The sequence below is a fragment of the Streptomyces sp. NPDC054872 genome, from assembly GCF_053610705.1.
In genome coordinates this window covers 1-15,026 of sequence record NZ_JBSGYY010000036.1, presented here as the reverse complement: position 1 = coordinate 15,026, position 15,026 = coordinate 1, and the positions used below count along the sequence as shown (strand labels likewise).

Genomic DNA, 15,026 nt, shown 5'->3' with positions numbered 1-15,026 from the left:
CGACTGACCGGCGGGGTTCGACGCCGTGCGCGAGTGGTATTGCTACAAATCGTCAACTGATCGGTTCTCACGGGGCTGTTCGCTGTGCTGGTCCTGGGAAAGGGTTCCAAGTAGGCGGCAGTGCGGCATGCATGCACTGCCGCCTCTGTCGCGCCGAGTGTTCAGGCGTAATCACGAGCGAAGGAAACACACCCATGCGCGCCCTTGTGGTCGATCACGGCGAGGCCGGACCCGTCCGGTTCGCCGATGTCGATGAGCCCGTGCCGTCCAGCGACGAGGCGTTGGTCGAGATAGGGCACATCGGTCTCAACTTCGGTGAGTTGAATTATGTGCGCCAGTGGCCGGCCGGCGCTGTGCACGGTCACGACGCGGCCGGCGTTGTGGTGCGTGCCGCATCCGATGGGTCGGGGCCGCCCGTAGGTACGCGCGTCGCGCTGGGGATGTCTTCCCACGCGTGGGCGGAGCGGGTGGCGGTCAGTCCCGCCTCGCTCGGCACCGTACCCGAGGGCGTGGATCTGGCCGACGGTGCCGCGCTGGGGATCGCGGGAGTGACCGCGCTGCGGGTGCTGCGCAAGCGTTCCCTGCTGGCGCGCGACGTGCTGGTCACCGGCGCCAGCGGGGGTGTGGGGCACTTCGCCGTTCAGTTGGCGGCGCTGGCGGGCGCTCGTGTGACGGCACTGGTGGGTTCACCGGACCGGGCCGCCGGCCTCCGCGGACTGGGGGCCGACATGGTCCTGACCGACCTGGCCGGGACCGAGTACCGCTTCGACCTCGTCCTGGACACGGTCGGTGGGCCGCTGACGGCCCAGGCGTGGAGTTTCCTCGCCGAGGGCGGCACCATCCACGTGGTCGGTTACTCCTCGGGGCAGGACACCACGTTTGCGTCGGGGGCCTTGTTCGGTTTCGGCGAACCCCGCACAATCGCCACCTACGGCGACATGACGCCGACCAGCGGGGAGTTGACGGACCTGCTGGGTCTCATGGCCGCCGGGAGGCTCTCGGCACCGGTCGGACTGCGCGGCAGCTGGCAGGACGTGGACGACGCCGTTCGGGCACTGTTCGCGCGGAAGGTGCACGGAAAGATCGTTCTTGACGTGGTCTGAGGCCCGTCGAGGAGAATGCAACGATGGACGTACTCGCAGAGGCCTTGCGCGTATCGGGTGCGCGAGGGGCGCTCGGGGTCGTACTGAAGGCCGGAGGAACCTGGGGCCTGTGGCTGGAGTCCTCTCCGGGAGCGGCACTGCACGTGGTGTCCCGTGGCACGATGTGGCTCCACGTCCCGGGCGAAAGACCCCGGGAGGTGCAGGCAGGAGACGCCGTCCTGTTGTCGCCGGGCACCGCCCACGGGATAGCCGGCGGGTCCAGTACGACGATGGGCCCCTGTGACCGCAAGGCGACGAACCAGGCCCTCATCGACGGCAGCGCCCTTCACTTGGGCTCGACGCCGGCGCAGACGGAAGTGCTCGTCCTGCGCTATGAGCAGGACCCGGAAGTGAGCACGCCGGTGCTCACCTCCCTCGTCCGGCCGATGCACGTCACGAGCCAGGAGAACGCACAGCTCAGAAAGACCGTCGAGCTTCTCACGGCGGAGCTCGCACAGCCGCAGGTCGGCACGACTGCCGCCGTCAACAGCATCGTCGACCTATTGCTCATCCAGTTCGTACGCGTCTGGCTGGCCCGCAACCCGCAGGAGCAGTCCGGCTCATGGCTGGGCGCGATGCGTGATCCGGTCGTGCGCGATGCCCTGGCATGTGTCCACGCCCGGCCGGAACGCCCCTGGACCACAGGGTCCCTGGCCGCAGCGACGGCGGTTTCCCGAACGACGCTGTCCAGACACTTCCGGTCCGCGCTCGGACAGACGCCGGGCGCATACGTGACGCAGTGGCGCATGGACCTGGCGTCCGTCCGGCTCCGCGACACCGACGAGCCGGTCGAGTCGATCTCCGGCGCGGTCGGCTACGCTTCGCCGCACGCTTTCAGCCGTGCCTTTCGACGTGTCCGGGGCATGCCCCCGGGCGAGTACCGTTCTCGTCTTCGCAAGTGATGCGCGGGCAGGCGATCACCGGCGGCCCTTGAGCACAGGTGAGGTCCGGGTTGGTGGGTGGGGGCGACGCACCTCACCCGGCCTCGGTCTGGTGGGCTCGCATGTTGAGGTGTCGCGAGTTGCCACTGAGAACGATCACGAGCGGGTCGGAGCGAAGGCGCTGACCCGGTTCTCGTACTTCCGGCGGGCCTTGCACGGGACCATGCCTGTATCCGGCAGGGCCGGGCCGGGCCGTCGGCGACGGGTGCAGTTACTTCGTCGAAGGTGCCCACGTGGCGTTCGTCGCTGGCGGCTCCGTGGCAGGAGTTGCCTGCTCCATCTCGGCCGGATCGATGTCGACTGCGCAGCCTTCGGGGAGCCTCTCGCTGGAAGTCGCGCAGGACGAGGGATCGGCATCGGGGCCCGCCGGGTTGGCCTGGCGCTGGCTCTTGCCCTGTTCGTCCGGCGTCGAGGTGCCCGAAGACGGGTTGTGCTCCGGGGGCGACGAGCAGGCCGCCGAGCCGATCATCGTGCACAGGATCAAAACAGCCGAAGCTGCAGCGGTACGCGTACGCATGGAAGTCCCCCCGATTGGACGCGGAGTGTCCGGCCCGCCAGTTGATCAACAATGCCACTTTGAGTCGTGCAGCTGGCGTGGGAAGTGTGAAGGAATCGCAGGCTTGCTTGATGAGTTCGCGGCTGCATCCGGCGCACTCTGGTTCGCGGCCGACGCGGCCAAGGGAACCGGAGCGGCTTCTACCGGTTCGCGATCCACGGGGCCCGTTGATCGTGCGAGTGCCGGGCGTCGGCGAGGGCCGCGCCGACGCCCGGCAAGGCTCGACCCGCTGCAGCCCGGAGGCCCGGGCATCCTTCGCAGACCGGACAACCGGGCGAGCTGACCGGGGCGGCGTGCCCCGGCTTGTCGCCGACCCAGTAAGCACCGTGGTGCTACGTGTCGCTCCCCGAAGTCCGCCCGGTCGAAGCTGCAACGTAGCGGCGCCTGTTGCCCACGGCGAGGGTGGTGAGGGCAGCTACCGCGAAGGAGAGCAGGGAGGCGCTCATCCACGGCTGGACGGTCAAGCCCACGGCGCCCTGCAGCCAGGCCCAGAAGTCGGACCAGCCGGCGATGTTCGTCGGTGCGATCAATTGGTAGGTGGCGAAGCCGAGTGCCCAGGGCAGCAGCATGACCCAGCGGGTGGGGGCCTGTTCGGACACGTCCCAGGTCCGGTGGCCGCCGAGTACGAAGAAGTCCACGACGAGGACGGCGAACATCGGGATGAAGACCGCGCCGATCAGGTAGAGGAAGCTGGCGTAGCTGTCCATGTTCACCAGAAGTGCCAGGGCGGTGGCCAGGGTGCCGCTGATCAGGCACAGGATGCGGCGGTCGGCCCGGGGCAGCAGGTTCTGGGCGGAAACGGCGGTGGAGTAGACGTTGGCGAAGGACTGGTCGACCTCGCGCAGGACCAGGACACCGAAACAGATCACGCCGACGCTGGTGGCGGTGAAAGGGTCGAAGACCTTGTACGGGTCGGTGGTGTCGAACGCGATCATGGCGAGGGCGGCCACGCCGAGGACCGAGCCCGCGACGCCAGCGAGGGTCTGGCCGACGACGAGGCCGCCGAATGCCTCCTTCTCGCTGCGGGAGTGCCGCGAGTAGTCGGCGACCAACGGCAGCCAGGAGATCGACACGGCGATCACGCTGTCGGCGGCGAACCAGAAGTCCTTCCAGGAGCCCCCCTCCATCGGAATGCCGCGGCCGGCCAGGTCCCAGCCCAGGTAGCAGATGGCCAGGACGACGGCGATGGTGACGTAGCGGCGGATGATGCGCAGGGCGCCGAGCGGGCGCAGCGTGAGCGCTGTTGTCACCGCGCCCGCGACGAGTACGTACAGCCAGCCGGGGCCCGGGTCGCCGAAGGCTTGGCGGGCCAGGATCTTCAGGCCGGTGGAGATGACCACCAGCTCGAAGACGGCCCAGCCGACCATCTGCAGCACGTTGAGGATGGTGGGGAGGTAGGACGCCTTCGCGCCGAACAGGCCGCGCAGCAGGACCATCGAGGGCGCGCCGGTGCGGGCCCCGGTGATGGCGGCGAGGCCGAGGGCGGCGGTGCCGATCAGGGTGCCGACGACGGATGCGGTGACGGCCGCTGCGAACGACAGAGTCGGGCTGCCGGTGCCAAGGGGGTCGAGGACGACCAGCATGCCGCTGAAGCCGAGCAGGCTGACGCCCAGGTTGGCCCAGAAGGCGCCTTGGTCCAGGCCGCTCAGGACCTTGGGTGTGGGCTGGTCGAGGGTGAGCGGCGCCTCGTTGGCCGGGGCCGGTCTCGGGGTGGCGGGTTCGGTGGTGGTCGTCACTTCGCGGGCTCCGAAACCTGGACAGGAGCGGCGCCGACGGGCCAGGACTCCATGCGCCAGGCGGCGTCCCAGAACATCCACTCCCAGGTGGACGCGGTGGTGAAGGCCGTACGCATCCGGGCGCGGGTGGCCGGGTCGGCCTGGTCCGCAAGCCGGTTGACGATCTGCCGGGCGCGTTCGGTGGCGGCTTCGAACTCCTCGTCGGCGTACGTGCCGATCCAGTCGCCGTAGGGGTGGGTGGCGAGGTCGCCGGCCAGCTCGAGGAGCGCCCGGCCCACCTCGGCGTAGATCCAGAAACAGGGCAGGACCGCGGCGGCCAGCTCCGGGTAGCCCTGGGTGTGAGCCACGGAGAGCAGGTAGGAGGTGTATCCGGTGCAGGTGGGGGAGGGCGTCCAGGAGTCGACGTCGACGACGTTGCTCTCGTGCAGGGAGCTCTCGACGACCACGGCGTCGTGGGCGGACTTCGCGAAGAACGCGATGTCCTGGGGCCGGTCCGCCTTCGCGGCGGCGCTGGCCAGCGCGCGGGCGTAGCCGCGCAGGTAGTGGGCGTCCTGGGCCAGGTAGTAGACGAACTTCTCGCGGTCCAGAGTGCCGTCGCCGAGGGCGATGACGAACGGCAGCTTGTCGATGGCCGCACGTATCTCGGCCGTGGCCGTCCACAGCTCGTCGCAGAACGTTGTGGTCATGGGTCTCAGCTCCAGTACTGGTGGAAGTGGTGGACGGGTCCGTGGCCGGAGCCGATGTGCAGGGTGTCGGCCGCGCGCAGGGCCCCGGTCAGGTACGCCTTCGCGGCATGGACGGTGGTGTGCCAGTCGTCGTGCTGCGGGCGCAGGGCGGCGATCGCGGCGGAGAGGGTGCAGCCGGTGCCATGGGTGTTGCGCGTGTTCACGCGTGGTGCTGCCAGCTCGGTGACGCCCGAGTCGGAGGCGTCCGTGGCGTCGACGAGGATGTCGACGGACTCGGCGTCGTGTGTGTGGTGGCCGCCCTTGAGGAGGACGCGCCTGGCGCCGGTCTTGAGGAGTGCGTGGGCCTGCTCGATGGCTTCTGCGCGGTTCTTCGCGGCGCCGGTGCCCAGGAGGTCGCCGGCCTCGGGGAGGTTGGGGGTGATGAGGTCGGCGAGAGGCAGGAGACGATCGCGCAGCACCGACACCGCATCGGCCTCCAGGAGGCGGTGGCCGCTGGTCGAGACCATGACGGGGTCGAGGACGACACACCGGGGGCGGTGCCGCTCCAGGGCTTTGGCGACGGCCGCGGCGATGGCGGCGTCGGCCAACATCCCGATCTTGACGGCGTCCACCGGGACGTCGGCGAACAGAGTGTCGAGCTGCTCGGTGACGAACGCCGGGGGGACGGCATGGATGCCGGTGACGCCTTGCGTGTTCTGTGCGGTCAGGGCGGTCAGAACTGCGGTCCCATAGGCGCCGTTGGCGGAGAATGCCTTCAAATCGGCTTGAATCCCGGCGCCACCGGAGGGGTCGCTGGCGGCGATGGTGAGGGCGATGGGCGGGCTGCTCACGCGGGGATCTCCTGTCGCAGAGTACGAACGAGGGAACGGGCTGCGGCCCCGGGGTCGGGCTGTCCGCAGACCGCGCTGACGACGGCGATTCCCGCCGCGCCACATCCCACGACCGCGGCGGCCTCGGACACGCCTATCCCGCCGATGGCCACGCAGGGCAGCGGGGTCTCCCGGACGATCCGGGCCAGGCCTCCCAGACCGAGCGGGGCATCCGCGTCCGGCTTGGTGGACTGAGGGAACACCGGACCGACACCGAGGTGGTCGACGCTGTCCGGCACGTGCGCCAACTGCTCGGGACGGCTGACGGACAGGCCGATGTACGCATGAGGACCGAGCTGGCGCCGGGCGGTCTCGGGCGAGACGTCCCGCTGCCCGAGGTGGACGCCGTCCGCGTCCAACCAGAGGGCCACGTCCAGGCGATCATTGACGATCAAGGGGACGCCCGTGCCCGCGAGTTCGGCCTGGATCGCCCGGCCGAGCGAGAACAGCGTGCGGGCGTCCGCGTCCGGATCGCGCAACTGGACGGCGGTGACGCCGCCCTTGACGGCCGCCGCAACAGTAGGGACGACACCGCGGGGGCCGCAGAGTCTGGTGTCGGTCACGAGATACAGGGACAGGTCGAGTGGAGGTCGCATGGGTTACTCCTTGGGGTCTCCCGGCCGGGGAAAGGCGGGGGAAACGCATCGGGAGGTACGGGGAAGGCAGGCCCTGACGTGCACGTGCAGGCACCTTGAGGTGTTCACAGGCACGGGAGGGGGAGAGGGCAGCCAGGCTCGGTGCTGGGGGAGCTGCCCCAGGGCGGGCGGCAGTGTGCAGCGGACGGTGTCCAGGCCACTACTCACGCAGGACCCAGCAGTACGCGCATGCTCAGCGCAGGTGTAGAGCCTCGGCGAGCCGCTCAGGGCTGAGCTGGTACAGCGAGTCGATCAGGGCGACCGCGAACGTGCCGGGCCCCGCGGAGCGGGTGGCGGCGTCCTCCGCAGCCACGGTGAGCAGGCCGGTCGCGGCAGTGGCGGCCAGCAGCGCGTCGCCGGTGACGGCTGTGCAGGCGGCCACGAGCGCGCCGAGTGAGCAGCCCGTTCCCGTCACCAGAGTCAGCAGCGGGTGCCCGTTGGCCAGGCGCACCACTCGCGCCCCGTCCGTGAGAACGTCCTGCGGACCGCTCACCGCGACCGCACAGCCGTAGCGCCGGGCCAGCGCGCCGGCCGCGGCCAGCGCCGCCTCGGGGGCGTCCGTGCTGTCCACGCCGCGCCCACCCGTCCCGCCGTCCAGTGCCAGGATCTCGGAAGCATTGCCGCGAACGACCGCTGGGGGTGCGCTCTCCAGAAGTTCGTGGGCGAGGTCGGTGCGCCAGGGCAGCAGGCCGGCCGCCACCGGGTCGAGCACCCACGGCCGCCCCGCCCCGGCCGCTTCTGCGACCGCGACGCGCATCGCCGGCGCCGTCACGGACGTCACCGTTCCCAGATTGACCAGGACACCCCCGGCCACCCGGGCCAGCGCTCCGGCCTCCTCCGCGCTGTGCACCATCGCGGGGGCAGCCCCCGCCGCGAGCAGCACGTTCGCGGTGAACTGCGACACCACGACGTTGGTCAGGCAGTGCACAAGGGGCGCGGAAGTCCGCAGAGACGTGATCACATCCGCTACGGCATCACGGGAAACCGCAGTGCCGTGCTGGGCAGGTATGGAGGCAGTATCCATCGTCAACACCCTTCCTACGCCGGCATTACCCGGTCCAGGTTCATGCGGTCGGCGGCAAGGGGAGCAAGTCCCGTCCGCCCTCTCAGCCCGGCTACTCCCGAGCTCCCGCGGTGGTCGCTACGCAATCTACCTCCTTCAAGAACGGGAGTTCGCACTCGGGTAGATCACGAAACGACACGGATCTGTTGGCGGAACTGACGGGGGCCCCTTTGGCCACCAGGGCCCGATCTGTCCGCATCGACTGCTGCCGCAAGCGGCGCGGCGGAGGGCCACGCCCAGGTACTGGACCTTCTGCGACACGGATTGCCACCTGGACCGGTACCTTCCTGCCTGCCAGGCCGACCTGCCCCGGACAGAAGGAGCGGCGCCTGGCGCGTGCTGGGGAAACGGAGCCGAGATACCGCTGCTGCTGCCCTGCTCGCCGGCCAGGCAGCGCGGCTACGGTCGCAGGCATGCCCACGGAAATCTGCTTACAGATGGACGCATAGACCCACGCGGAACTGGTGCGCCCGGCCGACGTGGCCACGTCGAGCCCGCCCGCCATGCCCAGCACCTGCCGACGGCCGAACTCGCCCGGCCCCGCTTCACTGCGACCACCACGACCTCCGCCGATGACCACGGCCCGGGGATGCGTCCTCGACCGCACGATGCGCAGCCAGCGAGCCAGCGAGCCAGCGAGCCAGCGAGCCAGCGAGCCAGCGAGCCAGCGAGCCAGCGAGCAATCGGCTCGAGGCCTTCAGTGGATGTGGGCATCTGGTGGGAGGCATTCTGGCCGGCCGTCATCAAGAAGTCGTACGACACCCAAGTCACTAGTGTGCGGAAAACGGGCGCGCGGCGTCTGCGCGCCCCCGGCGACCAGTGAACCGCTCCTCTCCATGCGGCGCAGTTCGTTGGTCACATCCATGAAGTGCGTGCGCATGTCCTGCAGTTCAATATTGATCAGGAGCGTCCACCGGCGCGGGCGGGTGAACTGGCCGTGCACGATCGCGCTGTAGCGCTCGCCCCGTAGCCGTGCCGCCACGGTACGGGCGGCGAACGCCGCCACAGTTCGGTCGCGGCCTGCAGAGACTACCGGTCGTAGTCGGACACCCACCCGGTTGATCTGCTGCGCCCAGTTGTCGGGCAGGCCGCCCACCCCCTGACCAACGTCACAGGGGCACGCGCTGAGGGCCCGCCCATTTTGCTGCTTTCGGGCGAGTGACGCGCGTTGTCGGTGCCGTGTTGTTCACTTGGCCGGGTGGATGCCTCTGCTTTGCGTGCCCGTTTGAATGACGTGTGGCGCGCACCTGAACTGCACTGTCCGCTGCCTGCTCATGGGGCGGGGCATGTCTGTGTGCCCAGTGACGCGGGGGATTTGGCTGAGCTGGAGCGCGTCGCTGCGGACGTGGTCGACGGGGCTGCTGTGCCCGTTCGTGCGTGGGTCGTCGGGGGCAGGGCGGCAGGGACGCTTGAGGGTCCGCCGGTGGGCGGGGAGGTCGGGCTACCCGTCGGCGGGGAGCGCGGGTTGCTGGAGCTGCGCGGGTGGGTGCTGGCCGAGCACTGGTTCGGGTACGGGGTGACGGCCACCGCCGATGGTCCGCGCCACGTCGCGATCCTCATCCGGCGCGCGTTCACCCGCCCGCCCGGTGTCGGGTGGGTGACGTTGCTGCGGGAGACCACCGGGTGGATGGAGCCCGATCGGCGCGGCGTCGACTGGGCCGCGGCGCAGGCCGCGCTGGGTACCGCGCTGCCCGGTGACTACAAGGACATCGTCGACGCCTTCGGCGCGGGCAGCTTCGACGAGTACCTGGACCTGCTGGTGCCGGGCGCGCTGGGCACGGATCTGGTCTCCTGGGGCCGGGACATGGCCCAGTACGCCGACCTGTACCGGCCCTACACCGTCCACCCCGCGCCCGGCGGCGTGCTCACCTGGGGGACCTCCGAACAGGAGCTGACCTTCCACTGGCTGACCGGACCGGCCGATCCCGACGACTGGCCGGTCCTGGTGCAATACATGGACGGTGAGTGGCAGCGCTTCGACTGCCCCACCGGAGAGTTCGTGCTGCGCCTGCTCACCGACCGCAGCCCACCGTTCGCCTTCCCGCCCTCCGCCGGACCGTTCCCCCACTGGTTCGCTTCATGGCAGCTGCCCGAACACTGACCCCTGCCGAAGCCCAACCCGGCTCGGGGAGAGGCGCGTTGGCACGGACCGCGGGATACAGCTGACGCGGCTTCCCCGTCCACGGACCAGATCAACTGACACGCCGAGCGCGTCGAACCAGATCAGCTGAGACAGGGGCCAGATTGCTTGAGAGGGGACACGTACGCCACGGCGCAGGGCCGGAGGGGCTGTGCCGTGCCAGCGAAGGTTGATCGCGTGTCCGCGATTCCTAATGCCGTTCGTCAAGCCGTTCTGGTTGGGTTTGTGGGGTTCAGCCGGCCGATCTCTCGCATTTCTCGATCTTTGTAGCGACTGATCGGCGTTGCAGTCCGTCGGCAATGAACTCCATCTCGACCAGCGTGCCGACCAGGCCAGTCTCTTGGAGCGCGCTGGCCATCACCCGTGCCTGGCTCAGGGACAAGTGGAGCATCTCGCGCAGGACTCGCAAGACGGGGACAAGGCTCGACTCGTCGTCTGCGAGGCGAAGCCGTGTGGGCCCATGCTCTGCCAGCAGGGCATTCCTGATCTCGTCGGGAGTCGCGCCGCCTGTGTCCTGCTCGCACCACCCGTTGGGGCACGCCGTGCATGCGCCGTCGCTGCCCCACCACAACTGCCCATGGTCGATGTACTGGCCAACGTCGCGTATCAGCACGTCACCGCAGGCGTCGCACCGCCCCGGGACCTTTACTCCTTGAGTGATCAACGGACCCCCCCACCATCGGATGCCAGCAAGCGGATACTCCCGCAAGCCGGCCTGTCAGTCGACCGTCTTCCGCTGACCTGCCAGATCGACTGCAGGACACAGACTCCACGCTGCAAGCGCCGCCGACGGCAAGGGCTCACATGTGCGTCCGTTGCGCAGAAGGGCTCCAGACGACGTTGACGCGATGACGGACCAGGGCGAGGACGGGCTGGGTGCGGCGCAAGGTCACCGACTCAAACCCGGCGCCGCGCTCGAAGGCCGCCGGTCCGAAGACGGCGTAGTGCTTGAAGAAGTGTCGTCAAGCTAGAGCACCTCTGCGTGTGCCTGTACGGAGACGCTGCGCCGCTGTCCGTCGCTACGAAGAGGTCCACGGTGAGCGGCGCGTGCCGGAGTGCCGTGCTGAGAACTGTGCGAGAACCTCCGGGAGCGGGCCGCAGGCGGCGCCGGACCGCGGGGGCATCCGGTGCCTCACGGATGAGTAGGCAGTTCCAGCTGCAGTAGTCACCGCACTCGGTGGTGCCTCAGTCATCATGTGAGGCACCACCGTCAATTCGCGCGTTGCAACGGAGACCGCATGGCACCTGAACCTGTCAGCCACTCCTGGTGGCGCATCGATTCCTGGCTCCGCGACTGTGCACCAGGCAGTTATCACGCTCTGCCGCCACCGGCCACGCGCGGGAGAGTCGTTGCAGCAGAGCGGCGCCTTGGGCTCACGTTCCCTGAGCAGTTGACTGATTCCCTGCTCTGTCATGACGGCAGTGCCCTGTGGCTTCTTCCCCCCGTGTACACGCTGCTGGGCTCAGAGGCGATCGTGGAGCATCAGGGGCTGCAGGCCCAACTCGAGAACGAGACAAGGGCGGAGTACCTCGCGCATGACATCCCGCTCGAAATCGACGGACAGTACGCGCGATGGCATCCAGGGTGGATACCGTGCGCCAGCGACGACGGAGGTGGCTATCTTGTTGTGGATACCCAACCCGGTGTGCAGCAAGGCCGGGTAGGCACACGGGACGAACTCGGCCCGAGTGAGTTCCCTCCGGGGCGCACCTGGACGTCGCTCGCCGAGCTACTTCAAGCCGTCGCAAGCGCTTTGGAAGACAACGAGACCCTGAACGGCTACAAGCGGATCGTTGAAGACGACGATCTGCGCTGGGACGCTGATGAGCAGAGCGCCCAAGGTTCCCGCAGCGGCACTCGGGGCACAGGCTCACACGGAGGTGTCCGGAACGAGGAGCATGCGCGACGTCCCTGGCTTCTTCGGCCGCAGCGGCCTCGGGACGGGAGTGCAGAGCGTGCCCCAGGTTCCATCGAGCGGTGCCAATGCGTGCGCGATCGTCAGCGTCCTCGACAGCACGCAGTGTGTCGTCGCCGACCGAGTAGCGGCCGTGGAAGTACGTAACCCCGTGGGTCACAGGTGTTATGCCTGCGCGGGGGCCGAGTTGGCGCCGTGCCGGTGAGCGTGCAGCACGCTGTGGGCGACGGGGGAGTGGTCCAGAGCGGCGGAGACTTGGGTCAGCCAGGCGGCTTCCTGCAAGGCGTTCATCTGATCGGGTTCGGATACCGAGCGGGCGCCCTGGGCGGGTTGTTCGGGAAGAGGCCGGCGGGTGTGGAGGGCGGTGGCGATCTGCGCGGCCAGGATGGCCGCCCGCAGTTCGTCGCCCGTCAGCCCTTCGCGGAGAGTGAAGCCCGGGTTCGTCAGTGTGATGGAGGGGCGGCGTCGCTGGGGGTCTGCCACAGCTTCCCCAGGTGCCGGTGCTGGGTGCGTGTGTGCAGTCGGTTCAGGCCGCTCAGACCGGTTCCTGGGCGACGGCCCGCTGGCGGTGCCGTGGGAGGTCGTGGAGTACCTGGCCAGGCAGCTCGGCATCGAGGACGCGTCGAGCGTGAAGCGGACCTCCCAGACGTCGACGACATCCCTCGTCCCCCCGCCGAGTCCGTATCCGTCGCCCAGCCGAGCCGCCGTGCAGGGTCAGTCATGGAATCGGAAGGTAAAATCTCCTGAGATCGTGACTCGCATGCCTTTTACCTTTTTCGGTCGCCCTGCGTTCCGACTCTTCGCCGCGATGATCACGGGATTACTTCCGGCTGCCCCTTGGATCTCGAACTCATTCAGCGAACGGTCGTTCTCGTGCTGGAGGTCACCTTTCAGTGGGAAGGCTGCATGGAACTCCAAATCGCCCTCCCAAAGGGTAGTTCCGTCCGCAGTCCTACCGTGCAGGTAAAAAGTTTCCGAGTGATCTCGCCGAGGTATCCCACATGTGATTCCAGTATTTCCTCCTGCCCGAAGGAAGTGCCACCCACTGGACTCGTTGGCCAGAGGGGAGTACACGCAGAAGTAGAGGTTCTTCCCAGAGTTGTTGACGAATCCCACGGTGGCTTTCTTTGTTCCGAAGAAGTACGAGCCTACAAGTGCCCCTGCAAGCAAGCCTATTGCCTCTCCGGTTGCCTTCCCTGCGCCCTTCCCGATGGCGCCCCAAACGCTGCCCGACACGATCCCACCCCCGTGTCCCTTCCTGCCCCATGCACGGCTGAGAATTCTCAGAATGACCCATGCAGCCGGGGTATGTACAGCCGTTGAGTGGTGGGATATTAGCTCAATTTCGAGAAAAGACGATTCTGCAATAGGGGTTACTGCCGTTGGCGGGGGAGATGTTGCGTACGGGTTAGGTGGGATCCGCTCACCCTCGAGGTGATCGACCTCCGCGAAGGCTCCAGGACCACCCGAACGCTCACGACTGGCACCCCACCAGGGCCTGCGGGGGAACGGCAATATGCCTGCGTGCAGGTGTCTGGAGCCGCGCCACGCTCGACCAGGGGAGGGCGCCCGTGGGGCTTGGTGCGGGTTTCGAGTGAGGGCGCGGCGATACGATCGTGGTCCTTGTCCGGGACGTTCGCCTAGGAGTGGCCTGCGTGGCTGAACTGGTCCAAGAGCAGCGGCTGGAGGTGTTCGTGGATTCCTTCGCGTTCGCGTTTGTGGAGTCCTGGGATGCTGACGTGCCGGTCGAGTTTCCCGATGCGTTCAACGCCGAAGTGTTCGTGAACGCGTTCCCGGGCCGTGTCGATCTGTGCAGTGCCGGCCACACGCATACCGCGGCGGTGACGGTGCAGGTCTGGGACGGGGCTCCGCCCGCGCAGGAGGACGCCGTGTGGGAGGTGCGGGGCGAGGTGGGCTTTGAGTCGGTGAGCGGTGATGTCGCCGTGTGGACGCCCTCGTTGGGGCGCACCGCTGACCTGATCGGGCTGGGCGGGAAGGGGCCGTGGCGGGTGCGGGCGCATGGCACGTGCCGTGCCGAGCTGGCTGGGCTGGGGGAGTCACCGGTGCCGGTGGTCGGCGTCGAGCGCTATCTGGTGCAGTTCTTTCCCGCCGGCTGATCCGGTGCAGGGGCGGCCGGCAGGTGCTGGCCGCCGTGGCCGTCGGGATGTGATCTTTACGAGGATGGTGTCGAGGTTGGTGTCGGCGCGTGCCTGCCGGGCGCCAGAAGGGCCTGCGGGGCGCAGCGTCGAGGGCCGCCGCTTCGGTGATGGCGCGCACGTGGGTCCCCTGCGCCGCCCGATTCCGGGACGAGGCTCTTACCGCCTGCAGGATTCCGCAAGTGCTGGCGGCAGCGTGCTTCGACCGCCACCGCCGGCGCGCCTCGACGCCTTGGTGATGTCTGTCGTCCGGCTGTCCTGACCCGGGTTCGGTTTTTCGCTGATGCCGGGGGCGTGGTCGGGCGGGTCAGGTGTAGAGGTGGTGGGCGGTTTTGGTGGTGGGTTGTTGCCGGTCAGGGGTGGTGTAGGCGAAGTTGAGGACAGTGCGTCGCCGGCCGGGGCGGGTCAGGGGCGTGACGCGGTGGGCGGTCAGATCGCTGCGTAGGAGGTAGGCGTCGCCGGGCGGGTGGTGGAGTTGGCAAGTGCCGGGTTCTTTGAGGGCTTTGAGGTCGTGGCGGCCGGGGCTGAACTCGAGGAGTCCTCCGTCGTCGGCCCGGGGCGGGGCCTGGAGGAAGAGGACCAGGGCCAGGGGGTAGTCGTCGGTATGGGCGCCGTGGGTGTCGCCGGGACGGTGGAGGATGTTCAGGACGTGGCGTTCCACCGGCTCCGCCACCGTGGTCACCTCGGCCCGGTGGAGGGCCGCTAGGAACGCGAGCAGCCCCGCGTTGCGGTAGAGGCCGGTGATGAGCGCGGATTCTTGGGCGATGTGCTGGCCGCCCAGCGTGGTCATGTGGCGAGGACTGTTGTCCATGCAGGCCATGCGGAAGTCCCGGCGGCGGGCACCGACTTCCAGACGGTCGCACTCTTCTTGCAGCGTGGTGAGCCCGGTGCGGGTCAGCAGGCCCGGTAGCGGCAGGTATCCCGACTTGGCGAAGCGGGCGGCCAGGGCGGCGGTTTGCGAGGGCAGCGTCAGCACGAGCACAGCCGTACCCTCCCGGCCCGCGCCCACAAACGCTGCGCCGCCGGGCACGGGGCGGGACTTGCCTCCGCGCCCCTGGGGGACGACGCGGTACTCCAGCGGGCACTGGTCCAGTTGGTCCCCGATCCACTGACGTCCCCTGAAGCCGGCTAGGGAGCCGGTGACCGTCGGGCACAGCGCGCAGAGCGGCCAGTGTTGACGCCGCTC

The 15,026-nt window shown here is 68.8% G+C and carries 16 protein-coding genes and 1 riboswitch; of the genes, 5 read left to right on the top strand and 11 right to left on the bottom strand.

Annotated elements, in window-relative coordinates:
- The first annotated feature begins 194 nt into the window (after window positions 1-194).
- Together ACWGIH_RS33315 and ACWGIH_RS33310 are read left to right on the top strand one after the other, a co-directional pair.
- Window positions 195-1,103, top strand: coding sequence for a zinc-binding dehydrogenase (locus tag ACWGIH_RS33315; protein WP_453448918.1), 909 nt, complete (start codon window positions 195-197; stop codon window positions 1,101-1,103).
- A 23-nt stretch (window positions 1,104-1,126) separates the two neighbouring features.
- Entirely contained in the window at window positions 1,127-2,044 is a 918-nt protein-coding gene (locus ACWGIH_RS33310; RefSeq protein ID WP_453448917.1) for a cupin domain-containing protein, read from the top strand.
- A 250-nt stretch (window positions 2,045-2,294) separates the two neighbouring features.
- On the opposite strand, the gene ACWGIH_RS33305 is transcribed toward ACWGIH_RS33310, so the two are convergent.
- The 7 genes from ACWGIH_RS33305 to ACWGIH_RS33275 all read right to left on the bottom strand — a co-directional run bounded on the left by ACWGIH_RS33305 (window position 2,295) and on the right by ACWGIH_RS33275 (window position 8,724).
- Window positions 2,295-2,600, bottom strand: coding sequence for a hypothetical protein (locus ACWGIH_RS33305; RefSeq protein ID WP_453448916.1), 306 nt, complete (start codon window positions 2,598-2,600; stop codon window positions 2,295-2,297).
- Between the two features lie 371 nt (window positions 2,601-2,971).
- Entirely contained in the window at window positions 2,972-4,375 is a 1,404-nt protein-coding gene (locus ACWGIH_RS33300) for a purine-cytosine permease family protein (RefSeq protein WP_453448915.1), read from the bottom strand.
- A complete protein-coding gene (tenA, locus tag ACWGIH_RS33295) occupies window positions 4,372-5,061 on the bottom strand; it encodes a thiaminase II (RefSeq protein WP_453448914.1) in 690 nt (229 codons plus the stop codon). The genes ACWGIH_RS33300 and tenA overlap by 4 nt, the downstream gene beginning before the upstream one ends.
- A gap of 5 nt (window positions 5,062-5,066) precedes the next feature.
- A complete protein-coding gene (thiD, locus tag ACWGIH_RS33290) occupies window positions 5,067-5,891 on the bottom strand; it encodes a bifunctional hydroxymethylpyrimidine kinase/phosphomethylpyrimidine kinase (RefSeq protein ID WP_453448913.1) in 825 nt (274 codons plus the stop codon).
- Window positions 5,888-6,526: a thiamine phosphate synthase gene (gene thiE / locus ACWGIH_RS33285; RefSeq protein ID WP_453448912.1), complete on the bottom strand. Its 639-nt coding sequence runs from the start codon at window positions 6,524-6,526 to the stop codon at window positions 5,888-5,890. The genes thiD and thiE overlap by 4 nt, the downstream gene beginning before the upstream one ends.
- A gap of 232 nt (window positions 6,527-6,758) precedes the next feature.
- Window positions 6,759-7,589: a hydroxyethylthiazole kinase gene (thiM, locus tag ACWGIH_RS33280; RefSeq protein WP_453448911.1), complete on the bottom strand. Its 831-nt coding sequence runs from the start codon at window positions 7,587-7,589 to the stop codon at window positions 6,759-6,761.
- A riboswitch (TPP riboswitch) is annotated at window positions 7,583-7,708 on the bottom strand. (Overlaps the previous gene by 7 nt.)
- Window positions 7,709-8,325: 617 nt before the next feature.
- A complete protein-coding gene (locus ACWGIH_RS33275) occupies window positions 8,326-8,724 on the bottom strand; it encodes a hypothetical protein (RefSeq protein WP_453448910.1) in 399 nt (132 codons plus the stop codon).
- Between the two features lie 369 nt (window positions 8,725-9,093).
- Between ACWGIH_RS33275 and ACWGIH_RS33270 the strand changes: the two genes are divergently transcribed.
- Entirely contained in the window at window positions 9,094-9,729 is a 636-nt protein-coding gene (locus tag ACWGIH_RS33270; protein WP_453448909.1) for a hypothetical protein, read from the top strand.
- Between the two features lie 271 nt (window positions 9,730-10,000).
- Here ACWGIH_RS33270 and ACWGIH_RS33265 read toward each other — a convergent pair whose 3' ends face one another.
- A complete protein-coding gene (locus tag ACWGIH_RS33265; RefSeq protein ID WP_453448908.1) occupies window positions 10,001-10,381 on the bottom strand; it encodes a hypothetical protein in 381 nt (126 codons plus the stop codon).
- Between the two features lie 625 nt (window positions 10,382-11,006).
- On the opposite strand from ACWGIH_RS33265, the gene ACWGIH_RS33260 reads away from it, so the two are divergent.
- A complete protein-coding gene (locus ACWGIH_RS33260) occupies window positions 11,007-11,831 on the top strand; it encodes an SMI1/KNR4 family protein (protein WP_453448907.1) in 825 nt (274 codons plus the stop codon).
- An 18-nt stretch (window positions 11,832-11,849) separates the two neighbouring features.
- Here the strand turns inward: ACWGIH_RS33260 and ACWGIH_RS33255 are convergent, their stop codons facing one another.
- Both ACWGIH_RS33255 and ACWGIH_RS33250 read right to left on the bottom strand, forming a co-directional pair.
- Window positions 11,850-12,167: a DUF6545 domain-containing protein gene (locus ACWGIH_RS33255; RefSeq protein WP_453448906.1), complete on the bottom strand. Its 318-nt coding sequence runs from the start codon at window positions 12,165-12,167 to the stop codon at window positions 11,850-11,852.
- A gap of 231 nt (window positions 12,168-12,398) precedes the next feature.
- Window positions 12,399-12,920, bottom strand: a complete 522-nt coding sequence (locus tag ACWGIH_RS33250; RefSeq protein ID WP_453448905.1) for a hypothetical protein — start codon at window positions 12,918-12,920, stop codon at window positions 12,399-12,401.
- Between the two features lie 419 nt (window positions 12,921-13,339).
- On the opposite strand from ACWGIH_RS33250, the gene ACWGIH_RS33245 reads away from it, so the two are divergent.
- Window positions 13,340-13,801, top strand: coding sequence for a hypothetical protein (locus tag ACWGIH_RS33245; RefSeq protein WP_453448904.1), 462 nt, complete (start codon window positions 13,340-13,342; stop codon window positions 13,799-13,801).
- Between the two features lie 346 nt (window positions 13,802-14,147).
- On the opposite strand, the gene ACWGIH_RS33240 is transcribed toward ACWGIH_RS33245, so the two are convergent.
- Window positions 14,148-15,026 (bottom strand): HalD/BesD family halogenase (locus tag ACWGIH_RS33240; protein WP_453510328.1); only part of this gene is annotated, 879 nt, incomplete at its 5' end.

What these genes read in the sequence shown, in the direction of transcription:
- tenA (WP_453448914.1), bottom strand. Translation starts at nt 5,061, where the DNA reads ATGACCACAACGTTCTGCGACGAGCTGTGGACGGCCACGGCCGAGATA.
- thiE (WP_453448912.1), bottom strand. Translation starts at nt 6,526, where the DNA reads ATGCGACCTCCACTCGACCTGTCCCTGTATCTCGTGACCGACACCAGA.
- ACWGIH_RS33305 (WP_453448916.1), bottom strand. Translation starts at nt 2,600, where the DNA reads ATGCGTACGCGTACCGCTGCAGCTTCGGCTGTTTTGATCCTGTGCACG.
- ACWGIH_RS33315 (WP_453448918.1), top strand. Translation starts at nt 195, where the DNA reads ATGCGCGCCCTTGTGGTCGATCACGGCGAGGCCGGACCCGTCCGGTTC.
- thiM (WP_453448911.1), bottom strand. Translation starts at nt 7,589, where the DNA reads ATGGATACTGCCTCCATACCTGCCCAGCACGGCACTGCGGTTTCCCGT.
- ACWGIH_RS33260 (WP_453448907.1), top strand. Translation starts at nt 11,007, where the DNA reads ATGGCACCTGAACCTGTCAGCCACTCCTGGTGGCGCATCGATTCCTGG.
- ACWGIH_RS33310 (WP_453448917.1), top strand. Translation starts at nt 1,127, where the DNA reads ATGGACGTACTCGCAGAGGCCTTGCGCGTATCGGGTGCGCGAGGGGCG.